This is a genomic window from Dysgonomonas sp. ZJ279, assembly GCF_011039205.1.
In the GTDB taxonomy this organism is placed as follows: Bacteria; Bacteroidota; Bacteroidia; order Bacteroidales; family Dysgonomonadaceae; genus Dysgonomonas.
The window spans coordinates 722,875-742,482 of record NZ_JAAKEL010000001.1; the positions used below are offsets into that span (position 1 = coordinate 722,875).

A 19,608-nucleotide genomic window follows, 5' to 3' on the forward strand; every position below is an offset into this window, starting at 1 on the left:
ATACATCAAAAGAGAGTGCCTTTAAATACACTTGATTCCGATTTGGGATATAAAATACCAGAAAATGTTATTGGATTACTTCTAAAATTAGGATTTACTGTTGCAGTACATTTATTACTGCCTTGTGCCATCCTAAAGGTAACTGTTGCCGACACCCCGGAACCAAGAACTGCCATGCTGTAAGTAATATTGCCTTTTTTGTCTGTTTGTATCTTTACATTAGATGCGGTTCCATCTACTGTAATTCCTCCAATGCCATTAGGTCCGGCGTAGGGAGAGTTAAAGGCCAACTGGATAGTTGCTTTGTCTCCGCTCATAGAGATAAAATTAGTATTGGGAGTTACATAAGCATAGCGCCCGTATTTGAAAGTAATGCGGTCGGCTTCGAGGACGAAATCACGTTCATTCAGCGCTTTTACAGCCATATCGAATTCCATTTGCTCTTCAGCTTCTATGGCGGCTTTAACTGCAGGGTCTTTTTGAGTTTTGCATCCTGTCAGAATCAATGTCATCGACATAAATAAAAATAGCATTGTTTTCATAATAGTTTGATTTTAAATTATAACGTATCTAAATATCAAATAGTTTGGTTTAATGTTAATCTTATTTTAGCTCATATCCTAAAAAATGATTAGCAAATTTTAGGCCATAATTTTAAGCTTACATAATATTTAACTCTAAAAGTCTAGTAAATAGTATCTATGATTCAATATTTTACTATATTTGTATATTGATTCAATTTTAAGTGCTGAATCAAAGGATTTACGACCTGAAAAGAATTTATTGAATAATTTTATACCCATCAATTATGGAATTTAAAGATAGACTCAAACATTTGTTGGAAAGAGATGGAGTTACTGCTTATCGCATCTGGAAGGATACCGCTATCACAAAAGGGACTATTGCTAACTATATAGAAGGGAAGACCAACCCGAATAAGTCGAATATTTCAATCTTAGCTGCTTACTTTAAAGTGAATGAAGAATGGTTGTCTAATGGTGAAGGTAGTATAAACAGAACAGACAAGGTACATGAGGAAGAACCTTTTATTGTAACCAAATCCGGAGTTAAATACTACGAAATGTCAAATGGTAAATTTCGCATGCGTGTACCTTTCATTCCCGTAAAAGCTTATGCGAAATATGTAGATGAGTTTCGTGATGCTGAATTTATGGGCGATGAATACGAAGAATTTGATTTTATAGTAGATAAAATTGGGCATGGGCGTTACTTTGCTTTCGAAATTAAAGGCGATAGTATGGATAACGATACTAAACGCAGTTTGAGTGACGGGGATATTGTGCTTGCGCGTGAGTTGTGTAAAGAGCATTGGCGTAGCAGACTGCATACTGATAATTATCCCAATTGGATCATTGTATTGGATAACACAATTCTTTGTAAACAGATTGTAGATCAGGATATAGAAAATTGCAAGATAACTTGCCACTCATTGAATTCGTCACCCGAATATGCCGACTTTGAATTGAATTTGGATAATGTCCGCCAATTGTGTAATATTGTACAACGGGTATCAAGTAGTTTTTAATAATACACAAACACAAACTAACGCATATAGAATGGAAAAAATAGTATTTACGATATTCTTATTACTGATTGTTGTAATCTCTTGTAAAAAAAGAGGCGTCTCTGATTTAGAAAAAGATTATTATGCAGTGGAAACAGAAGCTGTTGCCCCGCTGTCTTCAGGAAGCGATACCATTGCGATTGATTATAAGGGTATATATTTTAAAGTTCCCGAATCGTGGACCATAGATACAACTAAAGTAGATGAGGGGGTATATAAGATTCTTATAAAACCCAGCTATGTTTACGATGAGCAAGATAAAATTGTTATTAATATTCACGATGCCGTACTAGATCCCAGCACTTATTTGCTGATGTTGAAAACGCAGATAACTAATTCATCCAGAACAGAAAATGTTTCATTTACGAAGGCGGTGTCTAGTAAATTTAAGAATGGTGATATAACTGAGTGTACCTTTAGCGGTGGATATAAAAATGAATATGGTGAATATAGTGGGTTAATAAAAATATATCAGAATAAAGCCGCAAAGAAAACTTATAGCCTACTATACCTTCTTGATAATCGGAACAATGATGATTTCGGAGACGATTTAAATTTATTGGTCAATTCTATAACGGTGGGCAGTAAATAAGCTGTAAGTTTATAACAAGCAAGAATTAAATCTTGGATTTCTAATACTAAAAAAGATATGGGAAAAGATCATTCGGGAGATACGTATAAAAAATCGTATGAAAAAGAGTATCTGAAATCGTACGAAAATTCTCGCACGCAGAAGAAGCTATATGATGATTTACGTAAAAATTACGAAACAGTAAGTAAGAAACTGGATGATAAGCCATACCCTAAAAGTGAAAAAGGTGAATTCAAAGGGATTGTTCCTGCATCAGCAGAATATGTAAACCCCGAAGGCAGACCATCGAAGATAGAAAAAAGGGCTACACCCCTCTCTGATGCCAGAGCTATCGCTATCGAAACAAGGAAACAAGCCGCTGCATCAGAAAAACCATCAAAACAACCGATTCAGACTATTTCGAAAAAGCCTCAATCCGAGGTGCCACCACCATACGTTCCGCCTTTTCAAAAGGAGAAACAATACGCAGAAGCCGACTATAGCTACATTGATAAGAATTCGCTGGAAGCACCTGTTCAACGTATATCAGATAAGAAATATAAGGATATTTATACAGAGGAGGTTATCGACGATGTAGAAGCACGAAAAAGATTACTATATGCAGGTTATGTTGCAAAGGAGAAAATGAATTTTGGAATGTTGGTCGTATTGTCCGTTGTTGCACTATTTCTAAATATAGGAGGTCCTGTGTTTCTGATGATTATAGGAATATGCACTATGACCAAAAAGGATACGGTACTCGAAAAAGTAAAGAACAGCGGCTGGAAATTAAGCTTTTCAATGCCTGCCACTCCTTCGGAACAAGATAAATATAAATCGAAAGGTGTACTTTATATAGCTATAGGAATAATTATCGGAATTTATCAATCATCCTTATCTTATGGTACTATTGCTAGTTTAATATCATGAAATTTCTTCAACATATTTTTTCAGATCAGGAAAAAACAGTTCATAGCTTTTTTGAATAGTGTTGTAATTTTTCTCAAAATCAGCAAAGACAGGCGCATTGTCGTCTAAGTAACTGGCTCGCCGTTTCAGCCTATCGAAACTGCGTTCTATCATCCACATATTCTGATAGTTCGAGAACCAATCTTCACTTTTCATATACATATACATATTGCAAAATATGGATGGTAATATATTGCCTCGCTCTTCAATTTGCGTGTAGCAGTTTTGTGCAAAAGCTTCCCATCCTTCTTTTGGTTGATTGAGTGGATCAAGAGCAAGAAAGTGATCGTATGATACATCAAGAAAAGAGCTTCCATATCTTCCGGCTGATTCTTGAAATAGTTTTTTCGCTTCAAGTGTCACAGGATGGCTGTCGGTAAACGAATCGATTAATCTGTGGATTTTTATTCCACGGCGAATTTCTGAGGGATACACATCCATTTGTTTACCTTTCACCATGTCGGCTATAAGGTTTCCCACAAGTATGTCGGGATTGTCGAAAGAAAGAAAAGCATGTGCCAGAAAATTCATAATAGATATATTTCAATTATTGGTAAAGATACTAATTTGTAACTAAAAGAGCGTATTTAATAGCGCGTTTCGAGCTTCCCTGAGAATTGGGCTGTGAACTTAATCAGAAAGAAGAAACGGTTAGTTTATATCTATATATTCTGTATATTTGTAGAAACACAAAATAGACTTTATGAATAATCTGAGAGTTGCTATTACAGGTGCGGCAGGTAATTTAGGTGGCTTAATGGCACAAGGAATGAAAAACAGGAATCTGAATCTTAATTTGCTTACTCACCGCAGAAATGTTGCTCAAGACCTTTTGAATAAAGACAATATTACTGTATTTAAAACAGACTTGGCTGATAAGAATACGTTGTATGATGCATTACACGATGTAGATGTTATTATCCATTTTGCCGGCGTATTGTTCAAAGCCAATCCGGAGAAATTTTTGCCAAAAACTAACACTACATATTTTAATAACTTACTTGAAGTAGCTGTCTTACAAAAAGTAAAACGTGTTATATTGATTAGTTTCCCTCATGTAGAGGGGGAGTGTACACCTGATAATCCGGCACATGGATCGTTAGATGGAAAACCCGAATCGATGCATGCTCGCACTCGCCTCGAAGAAGAAAAACTATTATTTAAATACGCGAGCCAGTATGGATTTGAAGGTGTATCTCTGCGTGTCGGTATGGTCTATGGAAAAGGCATACTGATGATAGATGCAGGGCAATGGTTTGCACGCCATTGGCTACTCGGAATATGGAAGAAACCAACAGCTATTCATCTAATATCGAAAACTGATTTTGTGAATGCTACTATTGCTGCCGTCGAAAAACCAAATATTAACGGCATATATCATATTGGAGATGAGGGGGTCCAGTCTTTGCAACAATTCTTGGACGACATTACTGTTTATAAGGGAAATCATAAGCCGTGGTGTATGCCGGTCTGGATGATCATGACTGCTGCCCGTGGTTTTGAAATTTTCTCGTGGATATTTAATACACGCAGTCCCTTGACAGTCGATTTTGTAAAGATAGGAATGGTGTCATACTATGGTGATACGAAAAGGATGCGGGAGGAACTATTACCCAAGTTAAAATATAAAACCTACAAAGACGGTATCAAATTATTTTAATGTTCAGTTTTATTGATCAAGAAATTGCCTTCTGAGCCTGATAAAATATTTGCCTTCTTGCGAGTCGTTTACATAGGCATTTATTTCACTTTCAGATAAAGAAACGACTTTAAATGTGACTGTTTGCGGTACCCTGCTATCGGTAGTGTTCTGTATAAAATCAAAATAAGTTACCGCAATAGAGTCACCTTCTATTCTGTATCTTCCTCCTATATTAAATAATATGACACCTTCTGAAGCTTGCCCTTTATGAAATACCATATCGTCTTTAAATATATAATGGTCGGGAAAGGCTTGCTCTATGATAATGCTATCGTTTACTATACGTTTGGCCTCGACCCATCTGCCGACGATATCAGTTTTTTGTAATCTGATTGTATCGTTTACTACATCCTGTGCTCGTATATTTTGAAGTCCCAGAAGAAACAAGAAAATATATAATAATCTTTTCATACTTCATTATATTTGTTGGTGAGCTGGTCTAATCTAATAGGTTAAAAGAAAGGTGTATACTTAATAAATACACACCTTACCAAACCTAAACTTATCTATTATCTACCTCGTCCACTATTTCTACCAGACGAATCATCACTTTTATTATAACCTGAGTGGGTCTTATTTTGTTCACGACGCTTGTTATTATCATTGCCGGATTTGTTTTCGGCTATGTTTACTTTATCTGATCGCTTATTTGTATTATTGTAGACGGGCCTGTTTGTTTCGGGTCTATTGGTATTAGGCCTGCTAACATTGTTACGATTATTGTTGGGACGCTCACTATGGTTTTCTTTCTTATTAGAAGAATACCATACAACATTATTGTGTCGGCTATCGCGATAGCGATTATCTCGGCTGTCTCTAATTACGACTTGATTTCTATAACCTTTGTATCTTACATAGCTTCTGCGATGGTTGTGATTATATATCCAAGGATCGCGAACGTTCAATACTACCTTATATAATCCATATAAGTCATAATTGCTGTACGCATAAGGCAGGTAACGTGATGGTACCCAATAACCACGATCGAAGTAATAGAACATTCCTGCATTCACATTGTAGTAACAATCGATGTCGGGGAAGTAGTAATAGCCGACATAGTCGTAACCAATAGGACCCCATGCCGGTTGTTGGTTTACATTTATATTTATACTTACGTTTTGAGCTTCTGCTTTATTTGCAAAGGATATTGCGCTGATTAGTAGTGCGAATATCAATATAGTCTTTTTCATAATTTCAGGTGTTAGTGTTAGAAAATGTATTGAAATATCTCTCTTTACTCCTTTGATGTTAACTAAATGAAAAGGATTAATGAGCACCTCTCTCTTTAACCTTGGTTAACAATTGTCAAGTCTCGTATTCCGCTGAACTTCCTAATCATTGTGATTAGGAATAATTCAGTGTATGTGAAAATTAGCAAGAATTGATAACCTTGTATTTCTTTAAATTTGTTTTATTTACATTAAGATATAAATTTCAATTTTTAACTATAAAACGAAGGACTATGGATGAAAAATTCTGCCAAAGCTGTGGCATGCCATTAAACACAGCAGCCGATTTCGGTACAAATAAAGATAACAGTGTAAATGAAGATTATTGTACGTATTGCTTCAAAGAAGGTTCTTTTGCACAGGATGTAACAATGGATGAAATGATAGATCATTGCCTTAATTATTTAGACGAATTCAATAAAGACAGTGACAAGGTATATTCTAAAGAGGAAGCCAGAGCCACGATGAAAGAGTATTTTCCTAACTTGAAGCGTTGGAAAACAGCTTGATGTATAAATGAGGGAAAGAACTATCAATGATTATGAAAGGGCTGTAAATAAAGTTGTTGATTATATCAATAAACATTTATATGACAGCCCCGATTTAAAACAATTATCAGAAGTCGCGAATATTTCTGAATTTCATTTTCATCGTATTTTTAAAACTATAATCGGTGAGAATATTGGAGAGTATGTTGCTCGCCTACGATTGGAGGATATAGCTCAACGTTTGCGTATGTCGAGTGATACGTTAGATAAGATAGCCTTGGAAAAAGGTTATGGAACAAAAAATGCTTTGTCGAAAGCCTTCAAAAAACACTTTGGTGTTTTGCCATCTGTTTATCGTATTTTACCACAAAACAACTCATTTTTCTTTAGAGATGATGAACGAAAAGAGATACTTCTTAACCCCGAAGTTAGAATAGTAGATGCTAAAAGAATAGTATATATACGAATTATAGATTGGTATGGGGCGCCGGATTCTTATGCTAAGGCATGGAAACAGTTAGGACAGTTTGCCAAGGAAAATAATTTGATTAATGCACAAACAGAATACATAGGATTGAGCTTTGATGATCCTACAATTACTGAACCGGAGAATTGCAGGTTTTATGCCTGCATAACTGTGGATAGAGATATACAACCAACGGGGCCTTTTGGCGTGCAGACTGTAGATGAGGGTTTATACGCTGTGTTTACTTTGTGTGGATCTTATAGCGGATTGTTGGATCTTTATTTCAATATTTATATTAAATGGTTACCTATAAGCGACTATAAACTGCGAAAGAAGAGCGCTTTTGAAAAGTATCTGAATAGTCCCGATAAGGTGTCGGAAGACGAATTCCTGACCGAAATATACGTGCCTGTCTCTAAAAAGAAGACGTAATATAAGTTTATCCTATTTATTTTCTTAATATTGTAAAGAAAACAAACATACAAAATGAATATAATAACACTAACCGGAGAAAACCTCTCTAATGAACACATCTGTTGTTCGATGAGTAGTAAATCAACAGAATCAGGTGTAGCAGCAAAAAAAGAATGGCTTGGCTGCCGTATTCAGGAGGGACTGAAGTTTAAAAAGTTAGATGCGAGAGGGAAGGTTTTTATAGAATATTTACCGGCGGAGAATGCTTGGCTACCCATCGACGCAGAAGGATATATGCTAATCAACTGTTTTTGGGTTTCCGGCTCATTCAAAGGACATGGTTATGGAAAACAACTACTGGCTGAGTGCGAATCCGATGCACTTAATCAAGGCTGTAAAGGCATAGCTTTGATTGTCGGAAGTAAGAAGAAACCTTACTTGTCAGACAAATCATTTATGATTCGACACGGATACGAAATATGTGATAGCTGTGCACCTTTTTTCGAATTGGCAGTGAAGCGGTTTGAAAATGATGCTCAATTACCTCGATTCAAAAATTGTGCACATCAAGGTCTGGGTGAAGGAGTATATGGAATAGATATATTTTATACAGCTCAATGTCCGTTTACAGTGCCATATACAAAATTGCTCGAACCTGTAATTACGGAAACTGATTATCCTGTTCGTATTTCTCAGATAAAGACAAAAGAGGAGGCTCAGAACCATGTCTGCCCAGTTACTACTTATAGCGTTTTTATAGATGGACAGTTTTACTCAAATGAAATATTTACACCAGATAAACTGAGAAAACTACTGGCCAATATAAACGTACAGTAAAGAATTATTTCATAATAATCTCCACCATATTTTCATAAAAAACATCATATTGTTCTTTGCTTATATGGCGATTATGACTCAGTAAAACTAGTTTATGAGGCGCATATTCTTTATTGTAAGGCGGATGATAATGATCGTACTCGTTTATATTAAAATTCAGCCTTTCATAAAAGCGAAGCCTTTTAATAGAAATGTCGTCTGTTAAGGGATCGATCTCCACCAGAACCGTTTTCTCTTTTTTATTTATAAACTCATGGAGTATAAGCGAACCGTAGTTTTGGCCTCTTAATTTATCGTTAACGGCAAAATGTTCGATGTAAATATATTCTTCAAACTCCCAATAGGCAATAAATGCTATTAAGGTTGAATTTTCAATTGTACATTCGAGAGAGTAGCGATCACTCTCAAATGCTTTTATTTGCTGGGCTGTGTCCCTTTGCTCATGTATTGGGAATGAAGTCGAGTATATTGGACGAAAAATATCATACCACTTGTCGTTAATATCTTTTATTAAATGAACTTTACTTAACATTTTTCTCTTATCAAATTTTTTATACTTCTTCGAACGCCTTGTCGTATTTTACGGTTCCTCTTACGCCTGATAGAGCATCCTTTACGAGTTCCACTGCCATAAATACATTGGCCGGAACATTAAAGGGTGCTTTGATACCCCACTTGTTTGTGGGTGCAAATCCAAATCTCGGATAATAATGTTCATGTCCCAGTACAATAGCCGATTCATATCCCAGTTCCTTTGCTTTTTTCAGGCCGTGCTGTATCAATTGAGTCCCGATACCCTTTCGCTGCAATTCTGGCTTGACAGCTATAGGTGCAAGGGCAAGGCTCTCTGTCTCTGTTTCCTCATTGACGATTTTTATAGTAGTGAACAGAATATGGCCTACCAGCTTATTCTCTATTGTGGCGACTAACGATAGCTCGGGTATAAAATTCTCACTACCTCTTAAACGGTCAACCAACTGTGCCTCGTCTCTCCCCTCGAAAGCTGTGCTATTGATGTTATATACGGCGGGAAAATCAGTTGCATCTTCCTGCCTGATTTCAACTGTTATACTATTGTTTTTCATGACTATAGTTTATATAAGTGGCTAGTAAATATACCAATAAAAAAACTATTTATAAAGGATTTTAGATGTTAATATTTTTTATTTAGTTATTTGTCGATATCTTGAATAAGAAGGTTCTCTTCTTTTTTCTATCAGAATGTGTTACATTTGTACACATAAAAAGTGATACACGGATTTTAAACGATTAGATTATGAGGAAGCATTTATTTTTAATTCTATTTACAATAAGTACGTTAGGGATATTATTTACTTCTTGTGGGAGTGATGATGAGCCGGTGAAAGAAACGCACCATTTTACTGGTTCTTGTGAACAAAAACTTTCTTTAATCGGTTTCCAAGGTTCTACGGTGGAAATTACGGAGGTGGCCAATTCATTAGACGATATGCTGAGGGGTAATATAAATTATGGTACTCCTATTGCAGGTGGAGTCCTAAATTTCGGTGAACCGACTAGTATTAAGATTACAGGGTTAAAGGCAGGTGTAGTGTTGAAAAACTTTTCATTGACAATCAATGGGGTTGAGCACACATTTGGAGATATTACTACTCAGACAGTTAATTTATACAATTCAGGTACAATTGATTATTTTACGCGAGCATTTAATGCTATGGTTGCTAGCAATGATAAGACAATGAGATCTAAAGCAAAATTTACTCCTTCGCATGATTTGTCTAGAGCAGACGATGTAAATGTTGAAATAGTATTTAACGGAACATTTTTCTATTTAAAGTAAATCATAGTATATATTGATACATAAATAGGCTGATCCATATCTTCTGGATCAGCTTTTGTCTTTTTATGGTAGATAGCTGATTATTAAAACTATTCTTTAATTATTTTGTTTAATTTGTAGGCTCAGAAAAGAAAAGGTGGGCAGAGTAGTTGAATTAAAGTTAGTAGAAAGATGAAAAAAATATTTGTAATGGCAGGCTTTGCCGTTTTGATGTTTGGTTTTGTAGCGTGTACAGAGACTAAGAAAGATACTCAGGACGCTAAAGAATCTATAGAAAATGCAGCGGACGATCTTAAAAAAGAAGCGAATGAAACGCAGAAATCTATAGAAAATACAGCAGAAGAGGCAAAAAAACAATCGGAAAGTAAAGCTGATGAGTTGAAGGAAAAAGCCGATGATGTTGTAAGTAGTACGAAAAAAGAGGTTTCTAAAGACGCTGATAAAGCTAAGGCTGCAGTAAAAGATGCAGCCCAAGATGCAGAAAAGAAAGCTAAAGAAGCAAGCGATAAAGCAAAAGCTGAAGCTCAAAAAGCAGCAGACGCAGCGAAAAAATTATAATAATAAAAAATTGGTGTTTTATTATAACATAACAGTAAAAGTCTTGATAACCAGATATCAAGACTTTGTTTGTTAGATAAAGAGATCTTTTGTAAAATAAGAGATCGTAAAAAACGTTTATTCTCTGCATGAATGTTATTAAAACAATAAATACTAATTAAATTAAAGGTAAAAAGCTCGTTTACAGCATTGATATCAACAGGAAAAGATATATCTTTGTAGTCCGAGTCACAGTAGACCATTTGCAAAACGATGAATAAGCTTTATATATTTTTTCTTTTAATAACCTTCTTCTTGGCTGGTTGTACAAACAATAGCGATGAGTCTGGGGGGACTGATCCCGATCCTGAATTTACAGAAACGAATAAACCGCTTTCTGTGCAGAATATTACAGGTAAGTGGGAGGTATATAATTTTACTAAGACAGTGAATTCTGGCACACCTCTTCGATATGTCGATATTGATGGTTTTACTATAACTTTTAATGCTGATAATACATTCTCGGAGGCTAATGCCCGAGGTGATTTGGGTAATAAAGGTGAATATGAAATATCGAGATCGGACTCTATAACATTTCGTTTTAAGAACGAAGATCAAGAGAATGATACTACAGGCTATATTGTTACACTTTTAAGTGATAAGAGGCTTGTCACGCTTGATTCGTATTTCGCTCAACTTGCAGGCTCTTCTGCGGTTTTCCGTGTCAAGGATCTGAAATTCTGGCGAAATCTGGCTACTATGCCGACCGGACATCCGGGAGTAACCAAAGAAGATGTGACTATAGAAAGATTGCAAGGTCAATGGGAAATTTATTCTTTTCGTGAATATATAGGCGGTAGTCTTGCTAATGATAATGCGGAGAAAGAAGCTTTATTTAAAGGTGTTACCTATTTGTTCAATCTGGATAAGACATATAAAGAGTTTGGAAAAAGTGGAGGATTATCCACGCAGGGTACTTTTGTCATTGTAGATGATGTTGTCCATTTATTTGACAACGCACAGGAAGAGGGAGCAAATATTTCTTATACAGTGTGGATAACCAATTGGGTGAATGATGAATTTGTATTTTATCATATAACTATGGAAGTGGTGCCTGGATCGACTCAATTGAGAATTCGCGAATCCTTTACGAATTTGAGGAGAAAGGCTTCGTAGAAATTGATAAGGATAAGAATTAATATATAATAGAACAATATTGGAAAACACCATTATTGTTCTATTTTTTTATACATTTGGCGATAAGATATAACAGACGTGAAAAAAGAAGTGATTTATGAAAACTATAGGTAATATTATTTGGTTTGTCTTCGGTGGTTTTATGATTGCAATAGAGTATTTTATTGCGGGTTTACTAATGATGCTTACCATAATTGGCATACCTTTTGGTATACAAGTTATGAAAATGGGCATGTTAGCGATTTGGCCTTTCGGGCACAAAGTAGTTGAGGATGAAACTTCATCGGGATGTCTTAGTTTTGTAATGAATATTATCTGGATTATAGTAGGCGGATTCTGGATTGCGCTCACTCATCTCTTTTGGGGGATACTATTTTGTATAACAATTGTAGGTATTCCTTTCGGGAAGCAGCATTTCAAGCTTATCAGGCTAGCCCTCGTTCCTTTTGGGAAACGTATCGAATAGAACTCGCTGCAAATTTTAATTAAGGGAAACTATATTTATTATTTTCCGAAGTTTCCGATCGGAATGTGATCATAATATGATTGAAGCCCATCGATTGTAATATAGGGTGTAGTAGTTGAATCGTATTCTCACGGCTTTTCGGTGCAAAATCCATTTTTAGAGCTTGAGCATATAATTCTTTTTCTGCATATCGGTAAGCCTCATCTGTTATTTTTTCAGATTCCCATAACCCATATTCTATATCATAGATGTGAGATTTCGAATGGTCTATTTTGCTGTGACATATTTCGGGTGCAGGTAGTGTTATACGGATCGAATCGCCCGCAGTATAAATATCTTTATCTTTTATCTTCGTTAAATCTACACATCCGATTACTTCACCTGTTACTACAAGTACCGTTTTGGCATTAGGAAGCCACTCACGCACTTTCTTATACTCGATTATATCTTGTATACTATATCTTATCACTTCCAGATTGCCTAAAGCTTCAACTTTTTGTACAATCATGTTATGTGATATTTCGACTTTCGTTTCTTCATTTTTGGGCGAAACAATGAAGTATGTAATCAATCCTCCGATGAGACCTCCGATTATTAGTAATGTAAGTAATGCTCTTAATCTCATGCTGTTAAATTTTATTGTTCATAATCACAAACGAAAAAGAAAGTATAATCACCAACCGTGTCATTCTCTACATTGAGCCAGCGAATATTATTTTTAGCATGGGTTGTTCTTACAATGCGATTACCGAGTGAATCAAAATCTTCGACAGACAACACCCTGAATCGTTTATTTGTGCATTCGTAGAGGCAATTGTATATGCAATAACTAAAATCAATCCATTTATCGGCTTTTTCAGGCTTTCCCATTTTGGTATATTCTGCTTTTATCTTATCAGCATAGGCTTTGCGGCTCTTGTCGGATATGTATACTCGTTTCTCGCGTGCATACGTTACAGCACCCTCATGTCTTATACTTGCTGTGTCTATGTATATTTCTACATCTTCTATAACAGCTATGTTATGCCAGTTTTCGGGTTTGTCAGCCAATGTCTGAGTCGATTTACAGCTGGCAAAAAGGAGAGTTAATAGAGTAAAGAAGATAATTTTTTTATATTCCATAGCTTTATGTGTGTTCTTTTAATTAAGAACAAATATATGTTTTAAAAGTTTTCAACAGCATCTTTTATTCTCTAAATATCTAGTATATTATTATTATCTTTGTTAGATTAAAGTTGCAATTTTATTTATCATTTTGAAATGCATAATGATCAAAGTATATTATAGTTAAAACGGTATCTTTAAAATTTTATTTATACAAAAATAGAGCAATTCATAATATGAAATATATATCTGTATTCTGCGGTTCATCGAGTGGTAACGATAATATTTTTCCGGAACAGGTTTCTTTATTGGGACAAACAATTGCGCGCAGAGGATATGGTATCGTATATGGTGGTGCCCATGTCGGTCTGATGGGTGCAGTAGCTGACGGAGCATTGCAACAGGGCGGTCAGGTTATTGGTGTTATTCCGCAATTTCTTAAAAAGAAAGAATTGGAGCACAAAAAATTGACAAAAATACATGTTGTAGAAACTATGCACGAGCGTAAAGCTCTTATGAATGAACTAAGTGATGGGGTTATTGCCTTACCCGGAGGATATGGAACCATGGAAGAATTGTTTGAGATGCTTACATGGGCACAATTAGCATTACATAAGAAACCTATAGGCTTATTGAATATCGATGGCTTTTATGATTCTCTTATTGCTCTTTCGGATATGATGATTAAAAAAGGGTTCCTTAAAGATGAATATCGGGAATTGCTTTTGGTCGACAATGATATTGAACGGTTATTGGATAAGATGGAGGCGTATAAGCCTCCGCTAAACGATAAGTGGTTCGTAACCGCATGAGAATAATATTCAAAACAAACTTTACATGAGAAAATTATTATTAATTAGTCTATCTGTATTCTGTTTTATAGGGGGCTATGCGCAAACAAAAGGAACAGTAAGTAAGCGTTCGGTAGAAAAGTCCTCGACAAAATCGAAAACGACGTATAGTTATTTTTTACTTGACCAAATGAAAGCCGTCGATGATGTTTACACAGCTTTCGTAGTTGATACAAGAGCTTTCTGGAATAAAGAGCCTGACTGTGATTTGTCAAAATTGGTTGATGAACGTGTATTGCAGATAACACAAATCAGAAGTACTGTTAATTTGAGCCCAGTGTATATCGGAGGAGATGATTATCGTGAATCTGTAATTGATTATATTGAGGCTGTGAGCCTAAAGGTAAAAACATTGTATGGCTATGCTATTATCGACCCGAATACGCAAGCAGAAGAATATGATGAGGCAATGAAGGTTTTTGATGAAGCTACAGATGTAGCAATGGAAAAGCGAAATAAATTGAAAGAAGTAAAAAGTATTTATGAAAAGACTTTTTATATAGAAAAATAGAAAATTATGGCATTAAATGTTGGAGACAAAATACCTGAGATGCTGGGTGTCAATCAAGATGGGGTAGAGGTTAAAGCGAGTGATTATACAGGGCGAAAGCTAGTCCTTTATTTTTATCCGAAAGATAATACTCCCGGTTGTACAGCCGAAGCTTGTAGCTTAAGAGATAATTTTAGTGATTTGCGAAAAGCCGGTTATGAAATACTCGGTGCGAGTCTCGATGATGAAAAGTCTCATAAGAAATTTATCGAAAAGCAGCAATTGCCCTTTCCTCTTATTGCTGATACAGACAAACGTCTGATAGAAGAGTTTGGCGTATGGGGAGAGAAAAAGTTTATGGGGAAAGATTACATGGGTATCTTGCGCACCACGTTCCTGATAAACGAACAAGGGATAATAGAAAAAATAATAGGTCCGAAAGAAATTAAAACTAAAGACCACGGTCAACAAATATTAAATCAGTAATAATAAATATATAAAGGAAGATTATAATGGCAGAAGAAAAAGAGAAAAAGGAAAAAACGTCTCTCAATCCGGAAAAAATGAAAGCCTTACAGGCTGCAATGGATAAGATAGAGAAAAGCTACGGAAAAGGCTCTATCATGAAAATGGGAGATGATAAAATTGATGAAATAGCTGTTATTCCGACAGGTTCTATTGCACTGAATGCTGCTCTTGGCGTTGGTGGATATCCTCGTGGAAGGGTAGTAGAGATATATGGCCCAGAATCGTCGGGTAAAACTACATTGGCCATTCATGCTATTGCAGAAGCCCAAAAGGCAGGTGGTATTGCAGCGTTTGTTGATGCAGAGCATGCTTTCGACAGATTCTATGCAGAGAAATTAGGTGTAGATATTGCGAATCTTTTGATTTCGCAACCCGATAGTGGAGAGCAAGCTTTGGAGATAACGGAGCAATTGATCCGTTCATCGGCTATCGATATCATCGTTATCGACTCGGTGGCTGCCCTGACACCTAAGGCTGAGCTGGAAGGTGAAATGGGAGACTCTAAAATGGGTCTACAGGCACGTTTAATGTCGCAAGCATTGCGTAAATTGACTGCTGCGATTAATAAAACAAATACAACTTGTATTTTTATCAATCAGTTGCGTGACAAGATCGGTGTGATGTTCGGTTCTCCCGAAACTACGACCGGTGGTAATGCATTGAAATATTATGCGTCGGTACGTCTTGATATTCGCCGTATTGGGCAGTTGAAAGATGGTGACGACGTGAAAGGTAGCCAAACCCGTGTGAAAGTTGCTAAAAATAAAGTGGCACCTCCTTTCCGTAAGGCTGAATTCGATATCATGTATGGTGAAGGTATTTCACGTGCAGGAGAGATCGTTGATCTGGGTGCGGATTTAGGTATAGTAAAGAAAAGCGGTTCATGGTATAGCTATAACGAGACTAAATTAGGTCAGGGGCGCGAAGCTGCTAAGGATACTATAAAAGACAATCCTGAATTGGCTGAAGAACTGGAGGCATTAATTTTTGCTGCGCTTAAGAAGTAATTTTACTTATAAAATAAAGAAAAGGGCTTTGAATAATTATTCAAAGCCCTTTTTATATGATTTTTTTCAGTATCGCTTATTAGTCGACATCGTATATTATAAATTCTTCTTCTTCAATATTTTCGGTTTCTCCTTTTTCTTCTTCATTTAGTATATTCTGTACTTCCTCATAAGAAAAACGACCCGTTAATCTGATTACATAATACTCTTTAATATCGCCTGCTACTATAATGAATTCATTTCGTGAATCTTTTTTTCCGGCTTTGAATAAAAATAAAACATCTCCGTTTTGCGTATTCAGGTTGAGCAACGATCTGTAGTCTTTATCTTTAGAGAAATGCGTAACTTCCTTTCTTATCTTTTGGGTCACAGTTTCATCGTGCGAAATATACATCTGCATTTCGTCAATCTTACTAAAGATCTTATCTATACTTGCACCGACTGCATTTATACCATTACTGGAAGTCGATGCTAACATTTCACCCGAAAGATTCATCATCTCGATTCCTTTTATTTTGGCTATATTCTTGAATACATCTTTTGCATGTATTTGTGAAAATGCTGAACATAATAAAAGTGTAGTAAGTATGAATAAGTGTTTTATCTTCATTTGTTTTCGTTTTTATATTAAGCCGTAAAGGTATATAAAAAAACGCCGGATGTATTTAGCATTCGGCGTTTTTGTTATTGATTATTGATCGAAGTAGCTTTATTGCTTGCTGTTAGCTATCTTTTGTATATCCTGGGCTGTGAAACTGCCTAGCAGACGGATTATAGTGCACTCGTTAGGCTCACTTACCACCATGACCAGCTCTTTGAATTCAGTATCATTTTTCTTTTTCACGTAAAACGTGATATGATCTTCTTTGTCTTTTACAGTCATTAGCGATTCATACAATTTATCTTTGGTAAGAACTTCTGCTTCTTTTCTCATCATGGCTGCTATATTTGGCTTTTCACTTGTATATATTTCTACCTGATCCAGCTTGTTAGCTAGCCCTTTCAGGTCTGCTCCACCCATATTCATATTAGGAGCCATACTTAAAAGTGTTTTAGATATATATACAACAGAGATTTCATTATTGTTCGAAAACTTGTCGAACAAATTGTTTTGCGCCTGCGCACCCATTGTGCTAAGCATAAGGGCTATAATGGTAAATAATATCTTTGTCTTCATAATTTATTTATTTTTTCGATTGAATGTTTTATCCAATATTTCGTTTGTTTTATCAATATTATTCGATACAAGCTCTAACTGATTCATTCCCTTATTGAGGTTTGCGGCTACAAGCAGTAGTGCTTTTTCTGCTTCTTTTTTAGCCTGATCCGGATCGGTAAATGTATCTTTTAATTCTTGCTTCTCTTGAAATTCGTTACCCGCTAGAATTGATGATTCGTGAGGTCTATTGTTGAAATAAAGTCCAACTGAAAATAAAATTGCTATACATGCCGCTGCACTTACTGCCCAGATCCATAGATGCTTCCTGTTTCGACTTCTCTTTTTCTCATCTCTCTCTGCTAAACTATCGATCAGATTTTCCAGTTTTGATTCAAGAGTAGGGGGTACTTCTATGTTTTCTTCGCTTTGGAATAATTGGAGAAATATTTCTTTTTCGCCAAGTAACTCTTCGGATACATTCTCACTTTCGAAATAGCGAAGTAGTATAAGCTCCTCCTCATGGCTTGTTTCTCCATTATAAAAAGCGTCTAAAAGTATTTTTATTTCGTCAGTTTTCATATCTGTTCAATTGTTTAAATTGTTCCCGTATCGTTTTTCTGGCTCTTGAGAGTGTTACCCTTATATTCCCGCTACTAAGCCCTGTGATTTGCTCTATTTCTTCGTCCGTACAACTATCCCAATGCTTGAGTATCATAACTTGCCGCTGTTGTTCGGGGAGATTGTCGACCAATTGCCTTATATGATGTACTTCATCTTGCAGTTCTATTTGTTTCGTCAGAGATTCTGTTTCGGGTATATCATAATCATAGCTTGTCTGCCTATTTTTCTTAGTCTTCCGTAAATGATCCAGACATTGATTCCTAAGAATTACAACCGCAAATACTTCGGTATTTTCTATATTGTCTAAGTCGTTACGCTTATCCCAGAGTTTAGTATAGGTTTCCTGCACAATATCTTCGGCGCTAGACTCATTTTGTATAATGCGATATGCAATTCGGTATAATTTCTGATGATACGGGAGAAATACTTTTTTAAAGATTTCCACATCCATATTATCACTCTTTTTTATAGTTGTTATTTTGCTCGCTTATGAAACCATTCAAGTCAGATTCGTCCATGTTAACAGACATTCTCACAAATACAATCTCGTCTTGTTCTAAGCTGAAAACTAAGATTTCAGATATAATATCTCCGTTTTTACTTGCGACAATACGTACATTCTCTCCATCTTCTTTTACCCTTATCAATGATTCATAACCATTGCCGTCTTCAAAGCTATTCATCTTGTCCAGTAGCTGGTTTTTTGTTTCTAACGAAAACCCTTCAAGACTAAAAACTTCTATTGAATCTATTTTATGCATAAAGGGTGGCGTGTTAGATTTCAACTGACCTGTCGGATCTGCTGCCGCTGCCGCTTCGAATGAAGAATTTAGCATTGCCTTACTCACGATTTGATGGTCGCTGTTGCATGTTTTTTCGAAATAACCAATTACACTGTTGATATCCTGAGCAAATGTAATTTGGCTTCCGGCTAATACGATGATTAGGCATATAAGAGTCTTCTTCATAATCGGGATTGTATTTATAAAAATTTCTGTTTACTTATTGTATTTGTTTACAAGTTCTGCAATATCACTTTCTTTTATTTTCCCTTTAAGGTGCACTATTGCAGGATCGTTATCTTGACAAAGGATAACTATTTCGCGAATTAAATCCTTTTCTTTCTTTATCATTATGCGGACACCTTCGTTTCCGTCTTTTACTTGTATAAGAGTTTCGTAGCCACCCCCATCTTTCAGTTTGCTGATCTGTTGTGCATAATCGTTCTTTATGCTTGCCGAACAGCTACCGAGATCATATACTGCCATCGATTGTATTCCTTTGGCTATGGGTGCATCATTGCCTCCGCCCATTATTTTGGCACAGCTCATAAGGAAACCGCCAATTTTTACATTTTCCACATTATCGACTTTCGAGAATTTAGCCATTAATTGCTCTACACCTTGTGCGTAAGCCGCTTGACCAATGACGAAAGTAAGAATTAAACAAAATAGATACTTTTTCATAACAAATAGTATTGGTTAAAATTAATATTTTTTTGGTTGATGTGCACGAATCAATCATCTTTCAATTACAAGGACGAACCACATAATATATTTGTTACAAGA

29 protein-coding genes are annotated in these 19,608 nt (G+C 35.8%); 15 read left to right on the forward strand and 14 right to left on the reverse strand.

From position 1 onward, the window contains the following. Positions 1-5: 5 nt before the first annotated feature. A complete protein-coding gene (locus G7Y57_RS03210) occupies positions 6-518 on the reverse strand; it encodes a DUF4251 domain-containing protein (protein WP_255491328.1) in 513 nt (170 codons plus the stop codon). Positions 519-808: 290 nt separating this feature from the next. Between G7Y57_RS03210 and G7Y57_RS03215 the strand changes: the two genes are divergently transcribed. From G7Y57_RS03215 to G7Y57_RS03225, 3 genes are read left to right on the forward strand one after another with little or no spacing between them, the layout of a single operon-like run. After that, positions 809-1,546 carry a helix-turn-helix transcriptional regulator gene (locus tag G7Y57_RS03215; protein WP_165020724.1) on the forward strand — a complete coding sequence of 246 codons (738 nt, stop codon included), beginning with the start codon at positions 809-811 and terminating at the stop codon, positions 1,544-1,546. 31 nt (positions 1,547-1,577) lie between these two features. Continuing rightward, positions 1,578-2,177, forward strand: coding sequence for a hypothetical protein (locus G7Y57_RS03220; RefSeq protein ID WP_165020725.1), 600 nt, complete (start codon positions 1,578-1,580; stop codon positions 2,175-2,177). Between the two features lie 57 nt (positions 2,178-2,234). Beyond that, positions 2,235-3,086, forward strand: a complete 852-nt coding sequence (locus G7Y57_RS03225) for a hypothetical protein (protein WP_165020726.1) — start codon at positions 2,235-2,237, stop codon at positions 3,084-3,086. Here the strand turns inward: G7Y57_RS03225 and G7Y57_RS03230 are convergent. Next, the gene (locus tag G7Y57_RS03230; RefSeq protein WP_165020727.1) at positions 3,081-3,656 is read right to left on the reverse strand and encodes an ACP phosphodiesterase; all 576 of its coding nucleotides are present in this window, start codon (positions 3,654-3,656) and stop codon (positions 3,081-3,083) included. The two genes, G7Y57_RS03225 and G7Y57_RS03230, sit on opposite strands and share 6 nt — an antisense overlap. Positions 3,657-3,828: 172 nt before the next feature. Here G7Y57_RS03230 and G7Y57_RS03235 point away from each other — a divergent pair, with 172 nt between their 5' ends. Next, the gene (locus tag G7Y57_RS03235) at positions 3,829-4,785 is read left to right on the forward strand and encodes an NAD-dependent epimerase/dehydratase family protein (RefSeq protein ID WP_165020728.1); all 957 of its coding nucleotides are present in this window, start codon (positions 3,829-3,831) and stop codon (positions 4,783-4,785) included. A gap of 9 nt (positions 4,786-4,794) precedes the next feature. Here G7Y57_RS03235 and G7Y57_RS03240 read toward each other — a convergent pair whose 3' ends face one another. Continuing rightward, positions 4,795-5,238 carry a hypothetical protein gene (locus G7Y57_RS03240; protein WP_165020729.1) on the reverse strand — a complete coding sequence of 148 codons (444 nt, stop codon included), beginning with the start codon at positions 5,236-5,238 and terminating at the stop codon, positions 4,795-4,797. A gap of 98 nt (positions 5,239-5,336) precedes the next feature. Beyond that, the gene (locus G7Y57_RS03245; protein ID WP_165020730.1) at positions 5,337-6,017 is read right to left on the reverse strand and encodes a hypothetical protein; all 681 of its coding nucleotides are present in this window, start codon (positions 6,015-6,017) and stop codon (positions 5,337-5,339) included. A 272-nt stretch (positions 6,018-6,289) separates the two neighbouring features. On the opposite strand from G7Y57_RS03245, the gene G7Y57_RS03250 reads away from it, so the two are divergent. The 3 genes from G7Y57_RS03250 to G7Y57_RS03260 are packed head-to-tail and all read left to right on the forward strand — an operon-like array spanning position 6,290 to position 8,261. Continuing rightward, positions 6,290-6,565, forward strand: a complete 276-nt coding sequence (locus G7Y57_RS03250; protein WP_165020731.1) for a zinc ribbon domain-containing protein — start codon at positions 6,290-6,292, stop codon at positions 6,563-6,565. Between the two features lie 7 nt (positions 6,566-6,572). Then, positions 6,573-7,442 (forward strand): GyrI-like domain-containing protein, encoded by an 870-nt coding sequence (locus G7Y57_RS03255; RefSeq protein ID WP_165020732.1) that lies wholly within the window; start codon positions 6,573-6,575, stop codon positions 7,440-7,442. Between the two features lie 54 nt (positions 7,443-7,496). Continuing rightward, positions 7,497-8,261 (forward strand): GNAT family N-acetyltransferase, encoded by a 765-nt coding sequence (locus G7Y57_RS03260; RefSeq protein ID WP_165020733.1) that lies wholly within the window; start codon positions 7,497-7,499, stop codon positions 8,259-8,261. A gap of 4 nt (positions 8,262-8,265) precedes the next feature. Here the strand turns inward: G7Y57_RS03260 and G7Y57_RS03265 are convergent, their stop codons facing one another. Then, positions 8,266-8,793, reverse strand: a complete 528-nt coding sequence (locus G7Y57_RS03265) for a GNAT family N-acetyltransferase (RefSeq protein ID WP_165020734.1) — start codon at positions 8,791-8,793, stop codon at positions 8,266-8,268. 19 nt (positions 8,794-8,812) lie between these two features. Then, the gene (locus tag G7Y57_RS03270; RefSeq protein ID WP_165020735.1) at positions 8,813-9,346 is read right to left on the reverse strand and encodes a GNAT family N-acetyltransferase; all 534 of its coding nucleotides are present in this window, start codon (positions 9,344-9,346) and stop codon (positions 8,813-8,815) included. Between the two features lie 275 nt (positions 9,347-9,621). Here G7Y57_RS03270 and G7Y57_RS03275 point away from each other — a divergent pair, with 275 nt between their 5' ends. The 4 genes from G7Y57_RS03275 (at position 9,622) to G7Y57_RS03290 (ending at position 12,280) form a co-directional block, all read left to right on the forward strand. Further along, on the forward strand, positions 9,622-10,080 hold the full coding sequence (locus G7Y57_RS03275) for a hypothetical protein (protein ID WP_165020736.1): 459 nt from the start codon (positions 9,622-9,624) through the stop codon (positions 10,078-10,080). Positions 10,081-10,251: 171 nt separating this feature from the next. Further along, positions 10,252-10,638 (forward strand): hypothetical protein, encoded by a 387-nt coding sequence (locus G7Y57_RS03280; RefSeq protein WP_165020737.1) that lies wholly within the window; start codon positions 10,252-10,254, stop codon positions 10,636-10,638. Between the two features lie 252 nt (positions 10,639-10,890). Next, positions 10,891-11,793, forward strand: coding sequence for a hypothetical protein (locus G7Y57_RS03285; protein ID WP_165020738.1), 903 nt, complete (start codon positions 10,891-10,893; stop codon positions 11,791-11,793). 118 nt (positions 11,794-11,911) lie between these two features. After that, positions 11,912-12,280 carry a YccF domain-containing protein gene (locus G7Y57_RS03290; protein ID WP_165020739.1) on the forward strand — a complete coding sequence of 123 codons (369 nt, stop codon included), beginning with the start codon at positions 11,912-11,914 and terminating at the stop codon, positions 12,278-12,280. Between the two features lie 19 nt (positions 12,281-12,299). Here G7Y57_RS03290 and G7Y57_RS03295 read toward each other — a convergent pair whose 3' ends face one another. Together G7Y57_RS03295 and G7Y57_RS03300 are read right to left on the reverse strand one after the other, a co-directional pair. After that, complete coding sequence (locus G7Y57_RS03295; RefSeq protein ID WP_165020740.1) at positions 12,300-12,905, reverse strand: DUF4230 domain-containing protein; 606 nt, start codon at positions 12,903-12,905, stop codon at positions 12,300-12,302. 11 nt (positions 12,906-12,916) lie between these two features. After that, the gene (locus G7Y57_RS03300; protein ID WP_165020741.1) at positions 12,917-13,402 is read right to left on the reverse strand and encodes a surface-adhesin E family protein; all 486 of its coding nucleotides are present in this window, start codon (positions 13,400-13,402) and stop codon (positions 12,917-12,919) included. 218 nt (positions 13,403-13,620) lie between these two features. Between G7Y57_RS03300 and G7Y57_RS03305 the strand changes: the two genes are divergently transcribed. Genes G7Y57_RS03305 through recA form a run of 4 tightly spaced genes read left to right on the forward strand, consistent with a single transcriptional unit; the run spans position 13,621 to position 16,260 of the window. Beyond that, a complete protein-coding gene (locus G7Y57_RS03305; protein ID WP_165020742.1) occupies positions 13,621-14,196 on the forward strand; it encodes a TIGR00730 family Rossman fold protein in 576 nt (191 codons plus the stop codon). 25 nt (positions 14,197-14,221) lie between these two features. Continuing rightward, a complete protein-coding gene (locus G7Y57_RS03310) occupies positions 14,222-14,746 on the forward strand; it encodes a hypothetical protein (RefSeq protein WP_165020743.1) in 525 nt (174 codons plus the stop codon). 6 nt (positions 14,747-14,752) lie between these two features. Then, entirely contained in the window at positions 14,753-15,211 is a 459-nt protein-coding gene (gene bcp / locus G7Y57_RS03315; protein ID WP_165020744.1) for a thioredoxin-dependent thiol peroxidase, read from the forward strand. A 26-nt stretch (positions 15,212-15,237) separates the two neighbouring features. Next, entirely contained in the window at positions 15,238-16,260 is a 1,023-nt protein-coding gene (recA, locus tag G7Y57_RS03320) for a recombinase RecA (protein ID WP_165020745.1), read from the forward strand. Between the two features lie 79 nt (positions 16,261-16,339). Here the strand turns inward: recA and G7Y57_RS03325 are convergent, their stop codons facing one another. From G7Y57_RS03325 to G7Y57_RS03350, 6 genes are all read right to left on the reverse strand, one after another. Then, positions 16,340-16,870, reverse strand: a complete 531-nt coding sequence (locus G7Y57_RS03325) for a DUF4252 domain-containing protein (protein ID WP_165020746.1) — start codon at positions 16,868-16,870, stop codon at positions 16,340-16,342. A 99-nt stretch (positions 16,871-16,969) separates the two neighbouring features. Next, positions 16,970-17,437 (reverse strand): DUF4252 domain-containing protein, encoded by a 468-nt coding sequence (locus tag G7Y57_RS03330; protein ID WP_165020747.1) that lies wholly within the window; start codon positions 17,435-17,437, stop codon positions 16,970-16,972. A 3-nt stretch (positions 17,438-17,440) separates the two neighbouring features. Then, a complete protein-coding gene (locus G7Y57_RS03335) occupies positions 17,441-17,998 on the reverse strand; it encodes a hypothetical protein (protein WP_165020748.1) in 558 nt (185 codons plus the stop codon). Next, on the reverse strand, positions 17,988-18,491 hold the full coding sequence (locus tag G7Y57_RS03340) for an RNA polymerase sigma factor (RefSeq protein ID WP_165020749.1): 504 nt from the start codon (positions 18,489-18,491) through the stop codon (positions 17,988-17,990). Before G7Y57_RS03340 ends, G7Y57_RS03335 begins: the two co-directional genes overlap by 11 nt. A 4-nt stretch (positions 18,492-18,495) precedes the next feature. Beyond that, positions 18,496-19,008, reverse strand: a complete 513-nt coding sequence (locus tag G7Y57_RS03345) for a DUF4252 domain-containing protein (RefSeq protein ID WP_165020750.1) — start codon at positions 19,006-19,008, stop codon at positions 18,496-18,498. A gap of 30 nt (positions 19,009-19,038) precedes the next feature. Beyond that, on the reverse strand, positions 19,039-19,506 hold the full coding sequence (locus tag G7Y57_RS03350) for a DUF4252 domain-containing protein (RefSeq protein ID WP_165020751.1): 468 nt from the start codon (positions 19,504-19,506) through the stop codon (positions 19,039-19,041). Positions 19,507-19,608: the final 102 nt, after the last annotated feature.